The 25,952-nt window shown below is 37.3% G+C and carries 20 protein-coding genes; 16 read left to right on the top strand and 4 right to left on the bottom strand.

Going from position 1 to position 25,952, the window contains the following annotated elements; genetic code table 11:
• Positions 1-14: 14 nt before the first annotated feature.
• Positions 15-1,136, bottom strand: a complete 1,122-nt coding sequence (locus B5X70_RS12275; RefSeq protein ID WP_079558202.1) for a hypothetical protein — start codon at positions 1,134-1,136, stop codon at positions 15-17.
• A gap of 331 nt (positions 1,137-1,467) precedes the next feature.
• Between B5X70_RS12275 and B5X70_RS12270 the strand changes: the two genes are divergently transcribed.
• The 15 genes from B5X70_RS12270 to B5X70_RS12205 all read left to right on the top strand — a co-directional run bounded on the left by B5X70_RS12270 (position 1,468) and on the right by B5X70_RS12205 (position 18,994).
• Positions 1,468-1,911, top strand: a complete 444-nt coding sequence (locus B5X70_RS12270; RefSeq protein WP_079558201.1) for a hypothetical protein — start codon at positions 1,468-1,470, stop codon at positions 1,909-1,911.
• A 14-nt stretch (positions 1,912-1,925) separates the two neighbouring features.
• Positions 1,926-3,281, top strand: a complete 1,356-nt coding sequence (locus B5X70_RS12265; RefSeq protein WP_079558200.1) for a hypothetical protein — start codon at positions 1,926-1,928, stop codon at positions 3,279-3,281.
• Between the two features lie 213 nt (positions 3,282-3,494).
• Positions 3,495-4,400: a hypothetical protein gene (locus B5X70_RS12260; protein WP_079558199.1), complete on the top strand. Its 906-nt coding sequence runs from the start codon at positions 3,495-3,497 to the stop codon at positions 4,398-4,400.
• A gap of 385 nt (positions 4,401-4,785) precedes the next feature.
• Positions 4,786-7,995, top strand: coding sequence for a carbamoyl-phosphate synthase large subunit (gene carB, locus B5X70_RS12255; RefSeq protein ID WP_079558198.1), 3,210 nt, complete (start codon positions 4,786-4,788; stop codon positions 7,993-7,995).
• A gap of 128 nt (positions 7,996-8,123) precedes the next feature.
• A complete protein-coding gene (locus B5X70_RS12250) occupies positions 8,124-8,423 on the top strand; it encodes a hypothetical protein (protein WP_143255077.1) in 300 nt (99 codons plus the stop codon).
• A gap of 21 nt (positions 8,424-8,444) precedes the next feature.
• Positions 8,445-9,545: a 6-bladed beta-propeller gene (locus B5X70_RS12245; RefSeq protein WP_079558196.1), complete on the top strand. Its 1,101-nt coding sequence runs from the start codon at positions 8,445-8,447 to the stop codon at positions 9,543-9,545.
• Positions 9,542-11,269 carry an OmpA family protein gene (locus B5X70_RS12240; RefSeq protein WP_079558195.1) on the top strand — a complete coding sequence of 576 codons (1,728 nt, stop codon included), beginning with the start codon at positions 9,542-9,544 and terminating at the stop codon, positions 11,267-11,269. Before B5X70_RS12245 ends, B5X70_RS12240 begins: the two co-directional genes overlap by 4 nt.
• 260 nt (positions 11,270-11,529) lie before the next feature.
• Positions 11,530-12,657, top strand: coding sequence for a BF3164 family lipoprotein (locus B5X70_RS12235; RefSeq protein WP_079558194.1), 1,128 nt, complete (start codon positions 11,530-11,532; stop codon positions 12,655-12,657).
• Positions 12,658-12,766: 109 nt separating this feature from the next.
• Positions 12,767-13,906: a 6-bladed beta-propeller gene (locus B5X70_RS12230; protein WP_079558193.1), complete on the top strand. Its 1,140-nt coding sequence runs from the start codon at positions 12,767-12,769 to the stop codon at positions 13,904-13,906.
• A gap of 483 nt (positions 13,907-14,389) precedes the next feature.
• The gene (locus B5X70_RS17935; RefSeq protein WP_143255076.1) at positions 14,390-14,662 is read left to right on the top strand and encodes a hypothetical protein; all 273 of its coding nucleotides are present in this window, start codon (positions 14,390-14,392) and stop codon (positions 14,660-14,662) included.
• Entirely contained in the window at positions 14,643-14,957 is a 315-nt protein-coding gene (locus B5X70_RS12225) for a hypothetical protein (RefSeq protein WP_143255075.1), read from the top strand. The genes B5X70_RS17935 and B5X70_RS12225 overlap by 20 nt, the downstream gene beginning before the upstream one ends.
• Positions 14,954-16,126, top strand: a complete 1,173-nt coding sequence (locus tag B5X70_RS12220) for a 6-bladed beta-propeller (RefSeq protein ID WP_079558191.1) — start codon at positions 14,954-14,956, stop codon at positions 16,124-16,126. Before B5X70_RS12225 ends, B5X70_RS12220 begins: the two co-directional genes overlap by 4 nt.
• Before the next feature lie 5 nt (positions 16,127-16,131).
• Positions 16,132-16,917 (top strand): S1 family peptidase, encoded by a 786-nt coding sequence (locus B5X70_RS12215; protein ID WP_079558190.1) that lies wholly within the window; start codon positions 16,132-16,134, stop codon positions 16,915-16,917.
• A gap of 435 nt (positions 16,918-17,352) precedes the next feature.
• Positions 17,353-17,619, top strand: coding sequence for a hypothetical protein (locus tag B5X70_RS12210; RefSeq protein WP_079558189.1), 267 nt, complete (start codon positions 17,353-17,355; stop codon positions 17,617-17,619).
• 214 nt (positions 17,620-17,833) lie between these two features.
• Positions 17,834-18,994: a 6-bladed beta-propeller gene (locus tag B5X70_RS12205; RefSeq protein WP_079558188.1), complete on the top strand. Its 1,161-nt coding sequence runs from the start codon at positions 17,834-17,836 to the stop codon at positions 18,992-18,994.
• 128 nt (positions 18,995-19,122) lie between these two features.
• Here B5X70_RS12205 and B5X70_RS12200 read toward each other — a convergent pair whose 3' ends face one another.
• Both B5X70_RS12200 and B5X70_RS12195 read right to left on the bottom strand, forming a co-directional pair.
• Complete coding sequence (locus B5X70_RS12200) at positions 19,123-20,703, bottom strand: sulfatase (protein WP_079558187.1); 1,581 nt, start codon at positions 20,701-20,703, stop codon at positions 19,123-19,125.
• Between the two features lie 93 nt (positions 20,704-20,796).
• On the bottom strand, positions 20,797-22,470 hold the full coding sequence (locus tag B5X70_RS12195) for a sulfatase family protein (RefSeq protein ID WP_079558186.1): 1,674 nt from the start codon (positions 22,468-22,470) through the stop codon (positions 20,797-20,799).
• A gap of 287 nt (positions 22,471-22,757) precedes the next feature.
• Here B5X70_RS12195 and B5X70_RS12190 point away from each other — a divergent pair, with 287 nt between their 5' ends.
• A complete protein-coding gene (locus B5X70_RS12190) occupies positions 22,758-23,948 on the top strand; it encodes an anaerobic sulfatase maturase (protein WP_079558185.1) in 1,191 nt (396 codons plus the stop codon).
• Positions 23,949-24,266: 318 nt separating this feature from the next.
• Here B5X70_RS12190 and B5X70_RS12185 read toward each other — a convergent pair whose 3' ends face one another.
• Positions 24,267-25,745 carry a T9SS type A sorting domain-containing protein gene (locus tag B5X70_RS12185; protein WP_079558184.1) on the bottom strand — a complete coding sequence of 493 codons (1,479 nt, stop codon included), beginning with the start codon at positions 25,743-25,745 and terminating at the stop codon, positions 24,267-24,269.
• Positions 25,746-25,952: the final 207 nt, after the last annotated feature.

Genomic DNA, 25,952 nt, shown 5'->3' with positions numbered 1-25,952 from the left:
CTAATATGATTGAGCTATAACTCCTTAATATAGCAACGTGCCTTTTTGTGCTGTCTGTATTCAAATTTATTCCAAAGGTTCTGCACATCGCGATTCCCCTCCAGTTCACGAGTCGTTTCAACAAACTTGATTTTATGGTTGATGATGGATTGGCCTATATCACGGAATATTAAGGCATTTACTCCTTTCTCCTTGTAATTGCTATCAATGGCAATTAGCAGAGTATCAATGGTGTCGTTATATTTAAGAGCATAAAGAATTCTTATAAAGCCAAAAGGGAACAATCGTCCTTTCGATTTCTGAATGGCTTTAGCCAGTGAAGGCAGACAAATTCCAAAACCCACCATTTTTCCGTCTGCATTGACTACCATCGAAACAAATTCGGGATTTAACATGGGAATAAATTCTTTTTGAAGCTCTTTTATCTTTTGGGGAGTCAATTCAAAATGGCTGTAAAGTTCTCCATAAACTTTATTGAGTAATGTAAACAACTCAGCGGCATATTGATGCAGATCCTTCTTGCTTTTAATCGGAACGCTCGATAAATTGTAACGATTTTCAACAATCTCTGCTATCTTAAAATATTTTTCGGGCACTTTTTCGGGTACCGTTACTCTAAACTCCAGCCAATCAGTTTCTTTATGATAGCCCAGGGATTCAATTGTTGGAGCGTAATATGGGTAGTTATATTTTCCGAATGAAGTTGGCAACTCGTTAAATCCTTCAATCAGAATTCCTGATGGATCAAACTGTGAAAGTCCGTAGGGGCCATGAATGGCGGTCATTCCATGCTCAACAGCCCAATTCTCAACTGTTTTTAGCAGCACACTCGCTATTTCTTGCTGGTCAATAAAATCGAACCACCCGAAGCGCACATACTTTTTTCCGGTTTTTTCAATGTACCTATGATCAATGATTCCGGCCACTCTTCCAACAACCTCATTGTTAATCGAGGCGAGCCAAAGCTTCACATCGCAGTGGTTAAAGTCGGAGTTATGCCGGGGCGAAAGCGTTTTGTTTTCAGTAGAGATTAAGGGAGGCACATAGTAATTATTCTGCTTATAGAGTTTGCCTGGAAAAGCTATAAACTTTTTGAATTCACTTTGGTTGGAGACCTCTCTTATTGTAATTTCCATTCTGTTTTAGAATCTTTATTATTCAGGGTTATCGTTTAAAAATTTGAATCAACAATATTACAAATGAATTTGTATAATCGTTCGATTTATTTACTAATTTTTTCGAACGCATAGTTTAATTTGTTTTTTAGCCGGGGCTTAGTGGTTTTATTGCAATGTTTGTTTGATGGCTATATTTTAATAGTTCTGTTTTGTTAAAATTATTAAAGCATTATAGCCAACTGCTTATTTTAAAAAGCCCATGCACATAAAGATTACTATAATGTTTTGTTATGTTCCGTGAATTTAAATAAAAAGCCTATTTTTATCAATAAAATCAAACTCTGCCTGTATGAATAAAGTTGCTTATTGTCTCTTGATTTCCGGATTTCTATATTCCTGTAGTTCTAAAAAGGAACTTGATTTTAAATCGCCAAATGTTGAACAGGTTCTTTTGAATGATTACGTTCTCCTTATTTCGCATTACAGTGATGATCCCACTTACGGATATGCAAAAGAGAATCCTGTAATGACCGGAGGAGGTGCCGATAGGGTGTTGAATCAGCGACGTTATTTAAATGCACTGACAGGGCCGGAAGGGCAGTATGTGAGTTATAGAAGACTTGGTAGCTGTTGTATGTTTAAAACTAAGAATGGTACATTTGGCGATACCGGGTTGCTTGATATGTATGAATTAACTTATGATGGGATACAAGAGCCCGTAATTCTGTATATTAACATGTATGATTCTGATACATTGCAGGTTCCTGTAGGATTTCGACTAATTTATGAATAAACCAAGATGAAGATATGATTTACATCCCCAATTTTAAAAAACTTCAATTTGTATTTCTGCCAGCTATTTTGGTTCTTTTAAGTGGGATGTTATTTAGCTGGTTAAATCCGGTTATTTCAACTGGTGATTTCAGGGAATTTCAAATTATACATAAATATCCATTTTTAAGACACATTGAGACTTTTTTCTTTTTGTTCTTGTTGTTTGTATGGGAATTTATATATGATAAAAAATTCAGAGAGATTTTTTATCTCTCCGGAGTGGTGGCAGGGGTTTTACTTTTCCGATTTTTAATTAGTCAAATTCCAATAGAAATCGAGATCTATCTCAATCCCCTAATCAATAATTTCGGGTTGTTATTAATTGCCAGATCGTTCTTATTGGGTTACAAGTCTAACTATTTAATAAAGTATTTGCTGGGCATTGGGATGTTTTATCTCATGACCAATACTGGAATCAATATGGATTTGGTGGTCTCTGTTTTTTATCGTTTTCAGGGATTTTGGCTTGCGCAATTAATCAATCTGTTTGTTTACATTTTGTGCTTCTCATTTCTTTTTTATTATTTATTCTTTTTTGATAATTCAGGCTTTATTGAGCTGTTTAAAGCCAATCGGAGTACTTTTAAAACAAAATTGTTGTCCCAAAAAGAGTTCTTAGTTGGGTTTTGTTTCAATTATTCATTTCTGGTTTTTGTGGTTTGGGGATTCAATAGAGTGGTGGGGCGTTTTGATGATTATTTGGAGTATGAAATGCCTCTATTTTATCCTCTTTATATGATGTTGTTTTTGCTATCAGGAGTTGTTCTAAGCGGTTTACAAACTGTAACCATTTCAAAGAAATGGTTACATCAACATAAAAGAATCACCTCCTGGTACTATTTGTTTTTAATGATTCCCGTAATAAACATTTTTCTTTTGTATTTCATTACCAATACAAAGAAAAATGAAGATCATCAGATTAGGATGGAAAACAGTAAACGTTACCGTGAATCATACTTGAGGGACGAGCGAGACAATGTCAGAAACTTTTTGATTGTTATGCGACTAATCGGAGTTGTCGTCTCTGTTTTTGCATTTGTTCGACTTTTCCCTTATTCCCAGGATAGAGCCATGTTATTATTTCTTATTTTGTTCAGTTTTATTGAATTCGTATTGTTTATAGTTTATTCCCGGCAACGTAAGGCAATATTTTTTTTAATCGCAAATGCTGTAATAGTAGCCTTTATGTCTTATTTTTTAAACTTTCTGACTGTTGGAGAGATGATTCAAAGTTTGGTGTTCGGAATATTTGGTTTGTTGCTTATTTTTGACGCATTACACCCACAAACTCCATTTTTTGAAGAAATAGTAACAGGTCAAAAAGAGTGAGAATTAGAACCAAAACATTACTTTTGTTTATATGGATTAATTTTTTGCTTTTATCAATAATAGTTCGTTAAGCTTTTGTATCTGTCAGATATACAAGTATATGCAGAATTGTTTGCTAAGCGCGTAATTTGCGTATAATTAAGTGTTTACCTTTGTCTAATATCTAAATATCTAAAATTCTAACGATCTATTGATCGATAAACCCAAAACTATATGGAAAACATTACCAAATTTGAGAAGATTATAATTTCAGTTACATTGGGATTCGGGCTATTTGGAGGAGTTCTCCTGGTATTCCTGAATTTCCCGCCCATTGTCCCTTCGCTGCTCATTGCCATGGCAATTTCAACGCTGGTGTTTTATTTTTTAGGTGGCATCGAAAACTCCAATTTCAACATGGGACCAGTAAAGCTGAGTGGAAGTATTGCAGCTCTTATCGGGAGTGCTTTTATCATCAACTGGCAACTTTCGGAGCAACAGATTAACGAGAACAACCAATTGATGCTTGGAAATAACCTCACTGTCTATAGTCCTTCTGGAAATGCAATGGGAAGGTTGGATGTCTCCGGTTTTCGCCTTACCAGCAACAACCGATTAATGGCAAACGATACGGTTTACGTGGGGCGTCTGAATCTTGATTTAAAGGGGCTGGACAATAATTTCTCGGTAATGGCAAGTGATTCATTGGTATTGGGCTCAATTCTGAAAAACAATCTTGAAGAGTTGAGTCTTTTTAACGACCTACGTTTGGAAAGATACATGGAGGTGACTTACGATTTACAAATAAATCCCGTTTTTACTGCATCCATTGGGTTTGGAGAATCTCAGCTGTTTTACGATCAATACAAAGCCCATTACGAAGATCTTCCGTTTTATGTTGAACCAATGAATATAACAGGGCGGGAGCGTGGCAACGGAATCAGAACCGTAGTAGGAGTAAAGGGTAATCCGAATGAGTCAAAAAAGGATTTTCCTCTCACCAGCGGTGAGAGTTTTTTAGTGGATGATTTCAATGAGAAAGTCTATTTTGTCCGAACACGCGGAGCCAATATTGGCCTGGTAAACCGACCCATGTTTGTGCAGTATCAGATATTGGAGTTCAGCCGAAGGGTTAAGTAGTTGGATGCCACTTTTGAGGAATTGCACTATATTTTTTATTGATTACACTATTAGTCTTGTAGCTTGAATTTCTTGATTTACGGACATGCCGAAAGGTTCTCGTGAATTAAATTGCATTCTTTGGCAAGTAATGGGGTGTTTTAAAATAATCGGTTATAAATCAACTTGTTGATTTAAAACTAAATGGATTTAGCAAAAAACTTTTCCCGATATCCATCAAACATACTTTCAGATTGTTATAAATCAAATGATTTTTGTTATTTTTGCATCCGTTTTGGAGTGAAATAAACAGAATTTATTAAGTAGAATTGTCAAGACAATTCTACACATTTTGATAATACGCTTCAGAATCCCTTTTTAATAACAGTTTAAATACTACTTTAAAATGCCAAAACGGGACGACATCCACAAAATTCTGATCATTGGTTCAGGACCCATTGTAATTGGTCAGGCTTGCGAATTCGACTACTCAGGAACTCAAGCATGTAAAGCATTACGATCATTAGGTTATGAAATTGTACTGGTAAACTCCAATCCGGCCACCATCATGACCGACCCTGAAATGGCCGATTTTACCTACATTGAGCCATTGAATGAATATGCTGTTACAGAAATTATTAAAAAAGAGCGTCCGGATGCTCTTCTTCCAAATCTTGGGGGACAAACAGCTTTGAATCTTTCGCTGGATCTTGCCAATAAGGGAATTCTTGAGAAATACAACGTGGAGGTTATCGGTGTAAACCTAAAAGCCATCGAAAAGGGGGAGGACCGCATCGAATTTAAAAAATCGATGGAAGAGTTGGGCATTGAGATGGCCAGAAGTGAGGCGGTGACAACGGTGGAAGATGCCGAGAAAATTGCTGAGGATCTGGGATACCCTGTGGTAATTCGCCCTGCATACACCATGGGAGGCACCGGTGGCGGCCTTGTATATAACGTGGAGGAGCTCAGAGTAATTGCTGCAAGAGGAATTGCGGCAAGTATGATTAACCAGATACTGGTTGAAGAGTCGGTTCTTGGCTGGGAAGAGCTGGAGTTGGAAGTGGTGCGTGATCATAAAGGAAAGATGATTACCGTATGTTTTATTGAGAACGTGGACGCCGTAGGTGTTCATACCGGTGATTCATTCTGTACTGCTCCCATGTTAACCATTTCAGAGGAAGTTCAGAAAAAGCTTCAGGATTACTCCTATAGAATTGTGGAAAGTGTAGGAGTTATTGGAGGTACCAACGTTCAATGGGCACACGACCCAAAAACCGGACGTGTGGTGGTGATTGAAATCAATCCCCGAACCAGCCGTTCGTCAGCGCTGGCTTCAAAAGCAACGGGATTCCCCATCGCTTTAATTTCAGCAATGTTGGCTTGCGGGCTTACCCTCGACGAACTTCCGTACTGGAAAGAAGGAACACTTGATAAATATAAGCCTTATGGCGACTATGTGGTTGTGAAATTTGCCAAATGGGCGTTTGAGAAATTTGAAGGGCTTAATGATAAGCTTGGAACTCAAATGCAGGCTGTGGGCGAGGTCATGAGCATTGGAAAAAATTATAAAGAGGCTTTCCAAAAAGCCATTCGCTCTCTGGAAACCGGTCGTTATGGATTGGGTTTTGCCAAAAACTATAATGAACTGACGCTCGATCAGTTATTAAGCCGCCTGGCATTTCCAACCAGCGAACGCCAGTTTGTTATGTACGAAGCATTGCGCAAAGGGGCTACCATTGATCAACTTCACGAAAAAACGGCCATTAAAGCCTGGTTCATTGAACAAATGAAAGAGTTGGTGGAACTGGAAGAGCAGATCCTCTCTTATAAAGGAGGGCAATTGCCCGACGAACTTTTTGTTCAGGCCAAAAAGGATGGATTTGCCGATAAATATCTGGCAAAAATCCTTGAAATTCCTGAGAAAGAGATTCGCCAGCGCCGCTTAAAACTTGGTATGGAAGAGGCCTGGGAACCTGTTCCGGTGAGTGGCGTAGAAGATGCTGCTTATTATTACTCAACCTACAATGCGCCCAATCAGGTGAAGGTAGACGATAAAAAGAAAATCATGGTGTTGGGTGGAGGTCCAAACCGGATTGGTCAGGGAATCGAGTTTGATTACTGCTGTGTGCATGCCGCTTTTGCCATTAGAGATGCCGGTTGTGAGTCCATCATGGTGAACTGTAACCCCGAAACAGTCTCAACTGATTACGATACTTCAGGGAAACTTTACTTTGAGCCACTAACCGTGGAAGATGTTCTCAGTATATATGAAAAGGAGAAACCGGATGGTGTTATTTGCCAGTTTGGTGGACAAACACCACTCAATATTGCGGATGAGCTTCAGGCAAATGGCGTGAAAATTATTGGTACTTCGCCTGAAACCATCGATTTGGCTGAAGACCGGGATCAGTTCCGCATGATCATGGAAAAACTGAACATCCCGCAGCCACCTTCAGGAATGGCAAGTACTGAGGAAGAAGCCATAGAAATAGCTTCCCGTATAGGTTATCCGTTAATGGTACGTCCATCTTATGTATTGGGCGGTCGTGGAATGAAAATTGTATTGGATGAAGAGATGCTGCGCCAGTATGTAAAAGCGGCCGCTGCCGAGGTTTCGCCCGACAGGCCATTGCTTATAGATAAGTTTCTTGAAGATGCCATTGAGGCCGAAGCCGATGCTATTGCTGACGGAACAGATGCATTCGTACCTGCTGTAATGCAACACATAGAGTATGCCGGAATTCACTCAGGCGACTCAGCATGCGTAATTCCCCCGGTTATTATTACCGAAAATCAAATAAAAACCATTGAAGAGTACACCAGACGAATCGCCATTGAAATGAAAGTGGTGGGTCTGATGAATATTCAATACGCTATTTATGATGGCGAAGTGTATATACTAGAAGCCAACCCAAGGGCTTCTCGAACGGTTCCTTTGGTTTCGAAAATCTGCAACATCCCAATGGCCAAGATAGCTACAGAGATTATGTTGGGTAAGAAACTGGCCGATTTTGAATTGAAAAAACCGGAGTTCTCACATTTTGGAGTAAAAGAGGCCGTTTTCCCGTTCAATATGTTCCCGGATGTGGATCCGGTGTTGGGTCCTGAAATGAGATCCACAGGTGAAGTGCTTGGAATGGCCGACTCTTTCGGTCTGGCATTTTTCAAATCTCAGGAAGCTACCAAACTGAAATTACCGGTGAATGGAAATGTGCTGATTACCATCGCCGATAACGATAAGGATAAAATTGTTGATGTGGCGCAGGACTTTGTGAAAATGGGATTTGGCATCGTGGCAACCCGGGGAACCAAAAAGTTTCTGGAAGAGAACGGTATAGAAGCCAAAGAAGTTCTAAAAGTTCACGAGGGACGTCCAAATATTGTGGATATGCTGGTTAATGACGAGATAAACCTCGTCATTAATACCCCTTCAGGAAAACAGAGCGAATTTGATGATTCTTACATTCGCAAAAATGCCATCAAGCACAATGTTCTTTATATTACCACCACTGCGGCAGCCAAAGCTGCCACAGCCGGAATAAAAGAGCGGCAGAATGGAAATTACAAGGTAAAATCCTTACAGGATTATCATAAAGGGATAAAATTTATTTGATTTTATCATTTAAATAAGCAAAACAACAACGCCCCAATAATATTTTTATTGGGGCGTTGCTGTTTAAAGATTTTGCCCGGATTCTCTTTTTTGTTATCTTTCGTTCAGAATCCATAAATTTCAGTTTCATGTTAGCCTTAGCCCACAAAATGCCTTTACGGCGAACTCCAATTCCGATGAACCCATTCTCGGATGCATTTCTTCTATCAATTCCCGCTTATACATCTTATCGTTTATTAGTATCAAAACTTCAGAATATACAGCCCGATAAATCAAGTGGTATATCGCTGTCGGGATTAAGGCGATGCGGCTATTTTTATGGTACGGAAATCAGATTCTTTAGAAAAACAACCTCCGTTTGTAACAGAGAAGGAGGACGCTGTTTTGTTATTGAACAAATTCTTTGTCAAACTGGATACGATGGTTAGCAATACATTTAAAGAATTATTATGAAAACACTTTGCATTTGCCTTCTTCTTTTTTTTGCAATGATTAATGCATCTGGACAAAAGCGATACTATTTTGACCTTTCTGAAAAAGTAGATGCCCATCATAAAATCGAACTCAATGAGACTAAAATCTTCAATGAAGCAGATTTGACTTTTGAATTACAATCCCTTACGCTCTTGCAATCACGCAGGGGCTATCGGGTAAATACGATTAGAAAAGTAAGAATGAGTGATGCTCTTATCTATGTCTCAGATATTAGTAATACGAACTTATTTATCTATGATTTACAGGGTAAAGCACAAAATAAAATTGATATCTCCCTCTATGATGAGCGAGCCTGGATAACTGATTTTACAATACATAAGGATACTATTTACATTGTAGATAATAAATCTTTGTTTTTATTCAAATTTACAGCACAAGGGGATTTTCTGTCCAAAGAATTATTGACATTTAATTTTGAAGACTTTATGGTTAATACGGAAGGTCTGCATTTTATCTGCAAGCATGAAACAGACAGGAGAAATAATACCGTAAGAATTAATGTATTTGACCATTCCTTAAATTTATTGGAGCAATATTTTCTCACAAGTAGGAAAAATGATTCAATCTTTAGGCCGAGGTTTTTCCCTGGGATGGATGATGAGGTGTTGTTTTCTGTGGAGCTAAACAATGAAATATTTAAAATCAGCAACAATTCAGTATTCAAATTTCTGAGAGTAGAGAATACAAAAAGAATTCATCGATACACTCATGCAAATGGTTTTCATTTCTTTCAGGTCTCCAATGCGAATAACATACATAGTCCCCTCGTTTGGACATGCTATATAAAAAATGATACTGCTGAAAATGTTAGATTTGAAAAATTTCAAACTGATAACCTTTCGCTATTCTTGTTTAATGGCATTGATTGTGGAACCCATCAGGACAAATTCGTTAGCTATTTACACTTCAATTCGTATGAATTTACGAGGTCTATACCCGATATGAAATGGAGTGCAGAACATGAAAGCATTAAAAAGGATTTTTTTCAAATAGTTGATAAAACCAACAAAAATCAACACAATGTAGTTGTTCTATATCGAATAGTAAAGAAATGAAACGAAAACTGGTTCATCACAAAAAGTTTAAAATGAACTACCCTTCTTTTGTTGTTATGTTGCTCTTGTTCGTTGCTATAAGTTCGATATCGGGACAAAGTAAACATCATCGTAGAACTGTTTTAAATACAACAGAAAAATGGGAACCCGGCCGAATTGACGACACCCGCCATGTTGTAGACTCCTTTTTTTATAAGAACGGTACTTTAAAGGAGGTCGCAGAGTCGAGAATAAAGCGGGAACGGTTTCGGGTGATTGATTCAATTGCTGTAAACAAAAGAAAAGTATGGGCCAAAGATGGCAATTTGGTTCTTGAAGAGAACTTTAAAGATGGGAAAAGAGTTTTGGTTAATTGTTATTTTCCTCCATATTTGAACCTAATACCAAACGGTAGTTTTGAAAAACATTCAGAGATTCCACCGCATATCATAGAAAAGTGTTTCGTAAATACAGTTCAATGTCAACCCATTGACTCAGTAATACGCACAGAGCTTGTACATACTCATATAAAAGATATAGATACTACAAAGTACACTTTGATTACCCGTGAAACTCGTTCCGGTTGTCCATTAGACTTTTCCAGAGTTGTAATGCAATATGTATTGGTTGAAAAAAATGGATATGTAATAGACTCTATATATGCTAATTCACTTTATTCTGTACATAAAGAAATCTATCACAGAAGTAAAGCACATATTTGTAATTATGAGGATATTGCAATTATAGTTCCTGGTTGGAAGAGCTTAGGTAGAAAATTCCCCAATATTTATAATGTAGAAAGTAATACACCACATTCTCCGCTTTGGGGACTAGCAGATAGAGTTTTCTATTTTAATAGTATTGAGGGTAATAGTTTTATAGAATTGTCTTCTGGAGGGGGGCTGGCCAACTGCAATCCTTTTTATAACCATCCATTATTACAAACGAAACTTAACTCTACTATGTTAAAAGGAGATAAGTATCATCTTGAATTTTGGCTTTGGAAACCGTATAGTTATCCAGTTGATTATTCGTTGAATATATCTTTTTCAGAGCACCCTGTTACTTTGGATAACTTTCAGAACTACTTTCATAGTTTAGTAAACGTTGAATCGTTTCACGACATTATAGTTCACCAGTGGCAAAAAGTTACACTCTCATTTGAAGCGCCTGAATTTGCCCGATATATGACCATTGGTTTTTTTAATACATTAAAAGAGATCACACCGTCCATCCAGAGAAGTTCCGTTCTATCCAGATGGTGCTATGTTGATGGTTTTATCTTGGTTGCTCATGACTACAAAGATAAGGCATTACCTAATTTTTACCCTGAATCGTCAGATTTTACAGAAACCTCAACCGTTGATGTTCCTGTAATGGTATTCAACCATCAAAAAGTAGAAAAGGATACTCCAATTGTGCTGGAGAATATTTTATTTGAAGTAGACTCCTACAATTTGTTGGCAGAGTCTATTCCCGACTTGTTAGAACTTGTATCATTTATGCAACAGCATCCCAACAGAAACATTGAGGTTGCCGGTCATACCGATGATTCAGGCAGCGATGAATATAACAAGCAATTATCTGTTAAAAGAGCGAAGGCTGTTGTTCAAAAATTGATTGAACTTGAAATTGATGCCGCCCGACTTTCATGGAAGGGATATGGCTCCACGATTCCTGTTAGTGATAATATATCGGAGGAGGGGAGATCCAAAAATAGACGGGTGGAGTTTATGGTATTGTAAGTTTATACCATCTCTTTTGTTCCGTTGACGCGAGTTTGCAACTCGTGCCTTTTTGTTAGAACTGGAGGAAATTGGCCTCATCCATAATATCGAGCTATACCTAAAGCCTTTAGCAGCTGTCTCATACAGTCATATTTAATTGTTTGTAAGGACATCTATAAGGATATGGATACTTTGAAGGTGTCAATTACTTTTTTACACCTTCCATATAATCAATCACTTGTAATAAAAATACTTTTTAAATAAACAACTTAACTGAAATGTCTAGATTTTATTTATGTTTCTTAATTCTATTAATAACGGCATCCGTTCAAGGACAAAGAATCAGAGTTAATGAAAATGAAACTGCTTTAGGAAAGTTCCCGAATGTAGTTCAGGTGGAATTTCAAAAAATAATTAGTTACCTTCATTCCGAACCCAGAGAGATGCATTTAAAAAATGGTTTTATCATCTGTCATAATACGCGAACGCCTGAAGATGGATATTGGATTATTATACTTACAAAGAACGGAGAGCTTGTAGATAAAAAGTTTAAAAGAGGAAGAGGCCCGAATGAAGTTTTGCAGGCAGGAAGTAGTGGCCTCATTAATAATAAGTTTTGGATTTTTGATAGAGGCCTGGGACGTATCTGGTTCACGAATGATTTTTTGGAAAAAGAATCAGATTTAACTTCAAATACGGTTGATTTAAAAGTATTACAAGTCAGGTATGTTGATGATGCAAGCGTAATTACATTTGGTTCAACCGGGACAAACAATAAATATGACATTTATGATTTTAATGCAAATATGATTTTAAGGGGATTAGGGAATCTAAACACTTTGTCAAGATTAATTGATGTTAATACTTCAGCAAATGAAGAGTGGAGTCCACAGCCTGAAAAATTGTTTTTCGAAGGAGATTATAAAGTTAAGCCTGATAGGACAAAATTTGTTGCAGGTTGTTATTGGTTTGATGTAATAGAGATATATAATATTACCGGCGAACTTATTAAGGCTATTAGAGGCCCATTAAATCTAAATCCCAATTTCAAAATATTTAGAAATAATGATTATGCTGGAGTTGATCGTCCTCCGCATACGAGAATTGGCTACACATATATTTCTTGCTCTGATAAATATATTTATGCCGGTTTCTCCGGCAAAAGAATTATGGAAAATTCTCCGTTCCATTTTGAAAAAATATATGTATTTAACTGGGAAGGCGAATCAATCGCAATTCTGAATCTAAATCACTCTATAAGATCTTTCGTTGTTGATGAGGAAGAAAAATCTATCTATGCCGTTTCCGGGCAAAGTGGGGATTTAATCAAAGCCTCTTTTATTATTGAAGATGCTCCTGAAGCAGCGATAGGATGTAGCGGTGGTTCATTTTGCTGGGGGTGTTAAGTTGCACAAAATAGTTTAGTTTTTGTATATTGATTATTAGCAATATAAATGGGGAGCTAATTTGTTGTTAGCTCCCTATACAAATCATTTTAATTTTAAAATTAATACAATGAATTACTTACCTTTAATATTAATGGTTGTTCTTTTTTCATGTAAATCGAAAACTCACGAGACTTCTGAATCATTAAACAGGTTTGAAGCAATAGATGTAAAGAAAAAAGACATCCTTTTAAATACGAGTCTTTCAAATGTTATTAGCATAGACTCACTCGTCTTTTTAGAGTATAATAATCAGTCAATTATAGGAGAAATTAGTAAAGTTCTTGTTACAAAGGATCGGATTTATGTCTTTGATAGGCTTAGGTCAAAATCAATTTTTTGTTTTGACAGAACCGGCAATTTTATAAACTCATACAGAAGTATAGGCAGAGGTCCTAAGGAATATATTGATATATTGGATATCTCATTCTTCGATGAGGAGATATATGTACTTGCTGCTCCTGAGCGATTCTTTGTTTTGGATAAAGATCTTGATTTTCATAAATCGATAGATATCAAATGGGGCGAGGAGGTGCCTTTTGTGCATCCGGGGCATCATCACTTCACTATGCTTAATAGCGATACTATTTTGTTTTACCATCCTACAGCATATTATCATTATTATTTTTATAGTTTATCTAAGGAGGCTTTTGTTTCATCTCAGATAAAAAGAAGAGGAACTATGGATAGATCCAATTTTTCCCATTTAACAAAAAGCATGTCAGGAGAAGTATTCGTAACTCAAAGATATAATGATATTATATATGAGTTAGCGAACAATCTTTTTTTACCTAAGTACTTTGTTAATTTTGAATCACCAATGTCAGAGTCAGAAACGAAACAATATATAGATGCAACGCCTTATACAATATTCAATTACCCAATGCCACATCAAATGTATAATGTTAGGTCATTTGTTGAGAATGATAGCTATGTCTTTTTTAATTTTTTCTATGACAACATGCTCCACTTTTATTTTTATGATATAGAGAATGCAAGAACAATGATTATCCCACAGAGTATTAACAATGATATTTGGGAATCAGAAGGATTTTATGGGACATATGGACACTATAGAAATAGCTTAATCACACTTGCACAGCCTTATTATTTGATAGATAATCAGGGTGATATGGAGTTTGAATTGCCGGACGACTTTACTTATGCTTCCAATCCTGTATTAGTATTTTATCAACCAAAGTTTGAGTAGGAGATTAAACTAGAAGCTCCAAAATAGCTAGTTTATCAAAGGTCGTATTGATTTACCCCTTTGGCGCGAGGCCTTTGCAAAGCAGCAGTGCTGAGAGGCAACTCGTAGGATTGTTAAAACATATTTAATTTGCCCAATTACGAGAAATATCAACACTTAAATCAATGAAAAAACACCTATTCCCGTTAACACTAGCAATTCTGTTCGTCTCCTGCTCCCAACCCTCCTAAACCCAGAAGACCTTACTAGAAATGCTTAACTCTCAACTCAACATTGAGATGTTTGAAACTCTAGTACACAAAGATTCGTTCAGTACACCAAATACAAACATCAAAAATTTCAGAACTAATGCGCCACAAAAAGCAATTTTCAAATACTTACCACATTATTTGATAATGTAAATAATGTTAATAAATTTGTAATGGTCACTTTTACTTTAATCTAAGCTCTTAACCCAAATAAAATGATAAACCTAAGCCCCAGATGAAAGCTATAACCAACCCAATTTACGCTTCCTTCCAATTGCTGCTTTTTGCTGTCATGCTTTTCAGCGTATTTCTGTCTTTCACAGGATTTTTTAACGACCATCTTACTTCCAAACTATTCGGACTGGGAATGGTATGCCTGCTTGTTTTTGCAATAGCAACAGGTTTTTTCCCAGTGGCAACTGTGTTTAATATGAATGTGTTGCAAGCTAATAGTGCCGGGGGATGTTTCTTTGGAGAGTATTGCGGTGATGGCGCAGGCAGGAGGTGAAAAGAATTCATCGAAAACTAATAGTGCTGATGACAGTTATAGAATTCCTGAGATTCTTAAGGATGAATTTGGAACCGTAACAGGTATGTATCATAGTCAAAAGACTATTACTGCTCATTATGAATCAAATAATTCAACCACAAATTCTCATAACGGAGGGGGATGGAATGTCCAAGGGGCAATGAATCCCCATATATCAGCTGGCTTATCAAGCACAAATATTGGTGGCTCTAATACATTTGGTAGTGGATATCATTGTAAACCAGTTAATTTAATTTTTACAAAAAAACTATGAAATCATTTTCTCTTTATACTTTATTAATATTTCTCATATTTCATATGGGATGTAATAATTTAGGTAATAATAAAAATACGCCCAAGAGTAAGTTCAGTTCATCATTTAACGAAAACAATATAGTTCAACTTGATGCAGATAGAATCTTTAATATTACAAAGGTGTTGCCATTAGAAACATGTTCAAATTCCATTATAAACAACATTTCTCAAATCTATTTTGGTGATGATGTGATTTATATATTTGACGAATCACAACAAAAGATATTGTGTTTCGATATTCATTCTGGTTCCTTTGTCAGACAAATTGGAAATCAAGGTAAGGGTCCAAATGATTACATCTATTTAACATGTATTTTCTTCGATGTACACGAACAATTGTTATATGCGCATGATTTAGCCCAACATAAAATGTTTGTTTTTGAGGAAAACGGAAATCTTCTTGAAACTATCAAAACGGAATATGGATTTAAATCATTTTGCAAAATAGATAGTTCCTTTTGGGTTTGGTCATGTTATGAACAAAACAACACTGAGGGAAAATATAACCTCTTGGAGTTGTGCGATAAGCTCACTGATTTGATAAGCAAACATTTTCCGACGAATAATTTTTTTGATAGACGAGATCCTATGTATTGTTTTTCAACAAACGATGATAAAATCTATTTTGTTCATGGGTATAATCCACAACTATATCAAATAGCAGATGGCAAGGTACTGCCATTATATACTATTGAGAATCTACTTCGAAGCACCAGCTATCAGGAATTAAGCAGGATAACTAACATTAATGAATATAATTCAAAGCGATTTTTGAACTCAAATAATTATCATATTTCATCTGCAAATTATACAGTTTCCAATTCAAGGATATATTTCACCATAGGGCTGATGTCAAGTGGTTTATCGAGAAACGTTGGGCATGCTTATGATTATCTTCAGGATGAATCATTATATTATGAGTCGATTTCTCATAAGAATCTGCTATTGTCCATGATTCCTATTGCAGTTCATAAAAACATGGTTGTTTTAACTATGCATCCAGGACTTATGCATGATCAATATTTCCCTATTACAAATTTGGCTTACAATATTAACTTAAGCAGCGAATCTAATCCTTGTTTAATATTTGCTGAGGAAAAAGGCTCCCTTGACATAATCAATAAATAACGTATATGATGAAAGCGTCAATGAAATTGTTTGGTTTACTTTTTATTATCAGCTATATATCTGTTTCTTATACAGATTTACATAAAGAATCAAGAGAGAATCCCTATCCATTCGTTGTATCAATTTTTAGTAAAAATTGCATTAACAATTCAAACTACGGCACCGGGTTTATTGCGAAGCACAATGGTGCTTTATTTCTGATAACTGCCGCTCATGTGGCCCTGCTAATGAGAGATGAATCGGTTATTCAAATTTGCAATTCGGATTTGAGTCAAAAAACAATAAACCTTATTGATATAGTAAAAGATAGAAATATAAATTGGCAAGTGCATGAAATAGCAGATATGGCAATATTAGAAATACCAAAAATTGAGACATACTTTGAAGTGCACTCCAAACACGCTGTTTCTTCAGAAAAATTTATTGTAAATAAATACAGTGTCAAAATTGGAGATTCTTTTTTACATGTCAGTTATCCTTTGGCAAATCACTTATCATTCGGAAATACTACGGTATTCACACCATATGTTTTTAAGACTTATTCGATTAATTATATAATGAAGCGACCTCGTATTGATAATCCCAACATAATTAGTGCCCAAATAAGCGTTAGCCCTTGTTCGTACCAAGGATCAAGTGGGGGGCCTTTAATTTATTCACAATCTAAATCGGACGATTTTCAAATAGTAGGAATTAGTCATGGCAGTACAAGAGAACCTCAATTTAATAACACGTTAATGAGCATATTTACACCCATGTATTATTTTTTTGATATTGTAGAAAGAAAATAAATCAGTAGTGTCCAACTAAATTTTCAAGAAAAGGAGGGATACTCCGGTCGCTCAATTTTATAACTTGTGTCTTTTTAGTCCATAAACATTTTACAACATCATCAACCCAAACATCAATGAAAAATCACCTGTTCCCATTAGCACTAACAATCCTATTACTCTCATGGACCCGCCCCTCGCAAACCCAGAAGACCTTACTGAAAGTTCTTAACTCTCAACTCAACATTGGGTTGTTCGTGACTCTAGTACACAAAGATTCGATCAGTGTATCAAATACAAACATCAAGAATTTCAATACCTATGCTACGCAAAATGCAATTATCAAATACTTACCACATTATTTGATAATATAAATAATGTCAATAAATTTGTAATGGTCACTTTTACTTTAATCTAAGCTCTTAACCCAAATAAAATGATAAACCTAAGCCCCAAATGAATGCTATAACCAACCCAATTTACGCTTCCTTCCAAGTGCTGCTTATTGCTACTACGCTTTGCAGCGTATTTTTGTCTTTCACAGGATTTTTCAACGAACTTCTTACTTCCAAACTATTTGGACTGGGAATGGTATGCCTGCTTGTTTTTGCAATAGCAACAGGTTTTTTCCCAGTGGCAACTGTGTTTAATATGAATGTGTTGCAAGGAAAAAGTGCCGGAGATGTTTCGTTGGAGGGGATTGCGGTGATGGCGAAGGCATGAACTGGGTAGAATGGAAATGATGATGATTAGGAAAAAGACCATAAAGATGGTGGGATATTGCGTATTTAAGAAGTCTGTTGATACATGTTGTATGGTTCATCTTTTAAAATCTAAATTCTTAACTAATGAAACGATCCATGAGAAGAAGTTCTCACACATGGGGATGATTATCTGGCGAGTTACATCTGATAGCTAAAAAACAAATTATAAACTCATGAAAAAGTACATTTTCTTTTTGATTAATTGTTCCTTTATGTTTTGTTTTATAGTTGGTTGTAATACAACCAACACTCAAAATTATGACATAAAAACATTCGTATATGATGCAGCCAAAACGAAGCCGCGTTTCGATTTTGCCACCATTACTGACTCTTCATACCAGATTATTCCCTTGGAATCAACCCCGGATTTTATTATTGGAGATGTTGAAAAAATTGATATCAAAAATGATAAAATAATCATTTACGATAGAATGTCGCGTGCAATCTATTTGTTTAATATGGATGGCACTAAGCACAGTAAAATCTCTAAGCATGGACGGGGTCCCGGTGAATATATGGAAATCAGTGCTATGGGAGCTAATGATTCTGTAATTGTTATTTTTGACATGGCGCTGCGTAAATTTTTGGAGTTTGACTTTAGTGGTGCGTTAATCCAAGAGGCTGGTCTAAACCCTGATATTTGGGCGAATGATATTTTTTTCTTTAATGATAAGTTGTATTTATATGTCGATTGGGGCGAGGAAGAGTGGGGCAATAGTCGCTTGTATCTACTTGACGATATCGTTAACCAGAACTATAAGTATTATTTGCCATTTGATAAAGAGCCACTTTCTCTTGGAAGTAGAGGGCCTTTATATTCCATTTGTAAAGATAATGTCTCTTTAGTTTACTCCGGTTGCGACACAGTTTTTTCTATTACAAATGAAGGGATTGTTTCACCATCTTACGTTTTCGATTTTAAAGGTAAAAGGGCAAAATATCCATCCGGTCGACCGGAACTTGTTTTTCAGGAAAACGATGATGACAAAGTCGTGAATATTGGCTGGATCAGTGAATCTGATCGCTATTTTTTTGCCTCTATTGAAACAGTGGGTGATAGTTATGGTTTTATATATGATAAGTATGAGAATGTTTATCAATTATATGATTTAGCTATAAACCTAAATTTACCAAAGCCTTTTGTGTTTACGCCGGCATCGATTATTGATTCCAAAATTGTAATTCCTCAATCCATGAATAATGTCCATCGAGCCGGGACATTCCCGGAGAGCGAATATAAGTTAGAAGGGTTTTATAATCAACTGAAAGGAGTTATTGCGAATGGCAATATTGAGGATAATCCGGTTGTGTTTATCTTTAATCTAAAGAACTAGTATGAAACGTATTATTTGGATTCCCTTTTTGATTCTGGGAATATTTTTAAGTTCGATAATTCTATACAAGTAGATTGCAATCCATTAATAATTAGATTTAAAATTAAAAATTTTGTTGGCTAAGATTCTTATTGCTTAAGCTGGCTTTCGAAAAACCCGGTTATTTGTCGCGACATTTTTCTATACACTCTCCTGTACCTAAGCCGATGGACGATGTTTTCGGTTTCGAGAGGGTCTCTTTTATAGTCGTACAATTCCTTCGCAACTAACAACGAGTCATTATAAGGTTGTGTGGATCTGAAACCGTCTCCAATCCAGTAAGTGAGGCGGTACCTTTTGTTTCTAATGCTGTATCCCATAATGTTTTGCCCTCGAGGATACTGGCTTACCGCAAACTCTTTTATCTCGTTTTTTGGATTCTCAAGAACAGGGACAAGGCTCAAACCATCGAGTTTGTCAGGAACTGGAATTCCGGCCAATTCGCACAATGTTGGAAAAACGTCAACAAATTCGCTTACGCTTTGAGTTTTGCCTGGCTGGTAGCCCGGTGCTGAAATGATTAAGGGTGAACGGGTAGCTTGTTCAAAATTCGAATGCTTGCACCAAAGGTCATGATCTCCCAGGTGCCACCCATGGTCGCCCCACAAAACAATTATCGTATTTTCTATTAACCCAGATTCTTCCAGATAATCAAGCAATTTTCCAATTTGAGCATCCACATACGAAGTAGAAGCGTAATAGCCATGTATCAGTTCTTTTTGTTTATACTCCGGAAGTCCTATTCCGTATGGTTGATCCGAGAAACTTACCAAAGGAGGAATGTCGGAATACGAACGCAGCTCTCCCGAATTATGATAGGCAATTTCGGGGCTGTTTTTGGCCTTTTCCTGAAACGGTGCCAGAGGCATCTCGTCACGATTGTACAAATCCCAATATTTTTGAGGGGCAACAAATGGCAAATGAGGCAATTGATAACCCACAGCAAAAAAGAACGGTTTTTTATCCGAGGCTAGTCTGGCAAGTGTTTCCAGGGCTAATAAGGTCATGGCTCCGTCGTTGTAGGCGTTATCTTCCACATCGGCTGCTTCCACCGAAGGTTTAAAATATTGCAATGCGTACTGTATTGCATCGTTTCCGCTTAGGCCTTTTTCGTTTGCTTTTTCGATGTATTTTTGAGCAATCTTTCTGTTTTCGGGGTTTTGATACCAATAGAGCATCGGTCGTTGCCCGTTCTGATAATATTTGTTGCCCGCCCTGAGGTATGGCTCGCTCCACGACTGTTCATCCTGTTCGCGGCTTACCGAGCGGAAATCGAATATTTTTCCTGTTCCTGCGGCATGGTATCCATTTTCTTTGAAATGCTGAGGTATGGTAACAGTCTCTGGGCGGATCTCTCTCATTTGAGTGTTCAAGTCCCATACTTTGGTATAATCGGGGCGCTTGCCGGTCAATAGGCTTACTCTTGAGGGCGCGCTAATAGCCTGCTGGCAATGATTTTCCAAAAATATGGTTCCCATACTTGCCAGTCTGTCCATATTGGGCGTATGTATTAAACTGTTACCATAAGCACCCATTTCAGGTTTTAAATCGTCAATGGCAATGAATAACACATTTGGTTTTTCAATTTTTTTCTTTTGAGCACCAGCATTAAATGGAACAACTAGTAACAATGCATTGCCCAGAACTCCCGATATAATTCTATATTTCATCCGAAAATAATTTAGTTAATTAATTGGCCGAATGGAACTTCCATGAGCTGTTATTTTCGTGCTCTTGTTGTGAGTTGCTCACTCATGGGCGTTTCATTTGTAATTGTTTTTCTCTTTATGATATGCCGCATTACTGTTTTTGAATCCTGCTCTTACTCCAATGGCTGTAACCTTATCATCTTCGTTTATGGCTACTGGCCCGTTATATAGAAACCAATGATCGGGATTATGCCCTTCTCCATTTATTTGATAAGCTATGGAAGCCCCCGGGGTTTTAGATTCTATAGAAAGGTTTCCATTGTTTAATTTGAATGTTGGTTTTTTAACAATTTGCTGTTTGTCGTTGGGGAAAAACATTTCGCGGGTTTCAATTTCAGGGATGTGCCACATTTCGTTATATTCCTCATCCCATTTTTCAAATTCATTTCGTAAACGTGAAATGTATCCTTGGTAATCGGGGTGATCAATCAAGTTGTTAATTTCATGCGGGTCTTTCAGTACATCATAAAATTCTTCTTCGCCCCGAATGTTTTCAAAATAAATACGTTGAATCTCGTTCAGCTCATTCTTTTTGTAGAGTTCCAACATCCTTCTCATCATTGGCATTTGCATGCGGTATGTTACAGGCATAAACTCCACTTGGTCGGGATAATAATTCCTGATGTACCTGAAGCGTTCGTCCCTTACAAATCCTTGCTTATCAATTTGTTCGTCCATGCGATTTCTTCCTCCAAATACATATTCGCGGGGATCTTCTGAATATTTCCCCAAAAATGCCTTTCCGTGCATGTATTCGGGTGGTTTTATGCCGGCAAGCGATAATATTGTGGCGGGCACATCAACAAACGAAGCCATTCTTTCTTCTGTTTCACCCTTTCTGAAACCATTGGGATACCAAACTATAAAAGGAACCAGTGTTCCGCTTTCCTTGATGCTGCGTTTTTGTCGGGGTAGCGGACCTCCGTGGTCGGAATAGAAAATAATAATTGTACTATCCAGTAATCCGGCATCTTCAACTTGCTTAATTAAGCGTTCGGCCTGCCTGTCCATTTCGTGAATATTGCTGTACATCACTGCAATGTCGTGGCGAATTATCGAATCGTCGGGGAAATAGGGTGGTACCGGAACTTTATCCGGATCAACAGTGAGGGGCAAATCGCCGCGTGCCCAAACTTGCGATTCGTGGGACACAAACAAATTGAAAATGGAGAAGAAAGGTTTACCTTCAGGCCTGTTTTGCCAGTGCGCTTCGTTTCCATCCTCATCCCAGGCGGTCAGGGGCGATGCAAATTGATAATCGGTTTTACTGTTGTTTGTGCAATAGTATCCTTCTTCCCTTAAAAACTCGGTGAAGCATTTTACACCTGTGGGCAAAACCACTTCGTAAACCTCAATGTTTTCCGGAATATATTTATAATCTGGGCCATCGGGGCTGTAGTTTCGCATGTGGTTGGCGCCTATGGCCGTTGGGTACATGCCGGTTATGAGTGATGCACGACTGGGTGCGCATACACCTACATTGGCAAACATATTGGTAAATTTTATGCCTTCGGCCGCAAGTTGATCCAGTCTTGGTGTTTGGGCTACGGGGTCGCCATATACTCCAAGAAAAGGACTTATGTCCTCACATGAGATTACCAAAATATTTGGACGAAAGGGTAGCTCGAGTTCTTTCTCGGATGCTTGCTGGCAGCCGAACAGCAATAATCCGGCTCCAATAAACCCGGTAGTTTTATTTATTGCTGAAAATGCAGGTGTATAATTCATAATCGCAGGTTTATGGATTTAGAAATAGTGTGAGTGTTGTGTTTTTCCCCTTATACCATAAAGGTACGAAAATTGATTTTGCCTACATGGTTCTTTTTTATGATTAAGGACATGTTTCCCATTTGAAACTGTCAAATATTGATTCGGTTTTTCTCAATGTTTATGAGGTGTAAAGCTGTGTTTTTTACTTTGAGTATGTATCCGATATGTTTTTTAACACATAAACATATGATGGGATAAGAAATCAGAAAACATATCTTTCTTTTTTTGTATATATCACTTTGCCAATGAACAATCTCAAACCATTAAATTCAGTTTTGGTAAAACCGGCAGGGCCAGATTGCAACCTGAATTGTACGTATTGTTTTTATCTCGAGAAAGCGGAGCTCTACAGCGAGGCTAAAACCCATCGCATGAGCTACGAAACTCTTGAGGTATTAATTAGGCAGGTGATGGCGCAGTCGGGTTCGCATGTATCGTTTACCTGGCAGGGTGGAGAGCCTACGCTTATTGGGCTCGGGTTTTATGAAAAAGTTATAGAGCTACAAAAAAAGTATGGTAGGGGAAAAGTGATTGGCAACGGACTTCAAACCAATGGAATGCTGATTGATGAAAAGTGGGCTGCATTTTTGGCTGAGCACAATTTTCTGATAGGCCTTTCCATCGATGGGCCAAGGCATATACACAATCATTATCGAAAACTGAGCAACGGGTCGCCAAGCTGGGATCGCGTTTATCGTTCGTTGTGCTTGTTAAAAGAGCAAAAGGTGGCCGTAAATGCAATGAGCTGCGTAACATCATACTCGGCGCAGTATGCCGAAGACACCTACAATTTCTTTAAAAATGAAGGCTTTGAATGGATGCAGTTTATACCCATAGTTGAAACTTCGCGCAATGGAAATAAATATGCCGCCGATTTTTCAGTAAATGCAGAAGATTACGGGTATTTTTTGATTGATTTATTCGATTTATGGGTGAACGATTTTGTGAACGACGAACCAACCACGCATATTCGTGAATTTGAATCGCTTTTCTACACCTATGTTGGTATGCAGGCTCCTGAATGTTATATGCAGGCCGAATGCGGTACTTACCCAACAGTAGAGCACAATGGGGATGTGTATGCCTGCGATTTCTTTGTGGAAACAAAATGGAAGCTGGGCAATATCCATACTACAAGCTTAATTGAACTTCTAAACTCACAAAAACAGAAACAATTTGGAAAGTTGAAATCGGTATTGCCTCCAAAATGTAAGCGTTGTTCATGGTACCGACATTGTCTTGGTGGCTGTACAAAGGACCGAGTGAAAGATATTCGTGACAGCGGGATGCCCCGCTTTTGCCGAAGTACCAAAATGTTTCTTGAGCATGCTGATGGTTTTTATAAAAATCTGGCAGAAAAATGGCACATCAAGCAAAATCGGAATCCACTCGATTCATACAAAACATATAATGCTTTTGGCGATTTTATGGAGTGATTTCGATTAATTAATTTACTATTGTCCGGAAAGATTTAAACCAGAGTTTTATATTCCTGATTCTGAGTTCAATCAAGTTAGTTTTAAAAAGAGAATGTTGGTGAGGATTGGTTTGAGGATATCATTAGGAATAAGGTGTCGTTTTATATTCGTATTCGTGAGAACATGAAAGTGCGTGTAGAGGGTAAAGACACTAAGAAATCCTTTTGACTTTTTCAGCAGACCCTAAATATCATTGCAGAATGTTTATATGAAAAGTATAGTGCTACTCAGCATACTTCACATTAACTGCAATGAATTGCTTTAAGGGTAAAAAACTTATCTGCTTATAATTAAACGACTACTGAAGATATCATTATTGTTACTTATCTTGATTAGGTAAACGCCGCTGTTTAATTCAGTGTTTAGATCAATTGTTCCGGTAAAGGTTTTTTTGTCAGAAAACGCTAGTCTACCCTGCAAATCAAATATCTCAATCTTAAATTCAACATGTGTCGTCAAATGAGAGGAATGGATAGTAAATGATCCATTCGATGGATTTGGATAAATGGCAATGGTTTGATCAGCCAATAAATCGGGGATGTTTGTGGTTGGAGGCTCCATGCCTGTTAAAATATTTCCTTCTGCTATTGTTCCCGGACCGGAAAATGCTAGATCAGCAGTCCTACCACCATTTCTTAAATCATTATTAAGAATTTTGTTGTTATTGGTTCGGGGGGTTGTTTCCTGGATTCCATAGCTTTGCACCATAGGTGTCCTGTCATCATAAACCCGAAGATTCTGAACCAACACATTGCTCGAGGCATGGTGTTCGGTACTACTCCGGGAAGTAATTCTAACACCTTGCGAACTACTGTTTTTTACCACACCACCATTAATCGTGAAATCTTTTGTGTCTTCAATCAGAATGCCTTGATTTGTAGAGCCGTAGATGTCAACTTCGTTGATGGTTATTCCATGGCTCCCGGATACACTGAATACACCTCTTCCGCAACTATTCGCAATGACTTTTTCTACAACCACATTGGGGCCGCAATTATTGGCAAACCTTAATCCTGCATATCCTCCGCCATGATTTGCACGGTAAGCATCAACCAATTGTACGGTAGCGTTGCGTGTACTGTTCAATAGTAGGCCGCATCCTCCGGTGTTTTGGGTCGTTACAGTCCCTATACTTAAACCATCAGTGTTCCATATTTCAACTCCGTGATGTTTGCTGTGCTCTACGTAAATGTTGTCCATTGTCACATTTCTTGACCATGTGGCATCCCGCTCCTGAATTCTGATTCCAAGGCCAATATTGTATGCTTGTGGAATTGAAATATGAATATTTTCTAATATCACATTTTCAGAACCAAAAATCCAAATGCCGTAACGTGGATTCCCTGTGATTCTCATGTTCCGTACTTCAATATTATTTGCACGAATTGCTCTAATTGGAACAATGATATTGTCTTCAGCGTCGTCATTTACATTCATGGTATTATCATGAAAATCTATAATGGTGTTGCTTGGCAGGTTTATTGCTTTTACATCACCATTCCAGCTATGGCGCCCGGTTGAGCCCGATGTCCTAACATTCACAACCTCTTTCTCGGTACGGTTTTGTGTCAAATTGTTTATCGCTGTTTGAATTGCTAGAATCATGTCCAAGCCACTGTAGACCTGGTTCCCATTTACTTTAGCAACCCATGGCTCACCTTCTTCTCTTATAACTTCGGCAGTTCGTTGAGATAAGGCGCTCTCAGATAGCATTATGGCCATTAAAAACATTGCAAGTGTAAAATACTTTTTCATTTTATCTTTTTTGTGAGTGACTAATACTCAGTTAATCATACTTCAGTTCTATTCAATGACAGTTTTGCCGAAAAGCGGATTCATGAATTAGCCAGAACATGTATATACAAATGGGCTTTGAGTAAATGTGAGAATATGCTTTAATGGGCGATGAAGTCAAGATGTGTATGTGTAAATTTAGCTTTGCAAATTTACATTATATTTCAC

The sequence above is a fragment of the Alkalitalea saponilacus genome, from assembly GCF_900168165.1.
Classification (GTDB): Bacteria; Bacteroidota; Bacteroidia; order Bacteroidales; family Marinilabiliaceae; genus Natronoflexus; species Natronoflexus saponilacus.
Note: the sequence above shows the minus strand (reverse complement) of the source record. Positions and strands in the feature narration are given on the sequence as shown.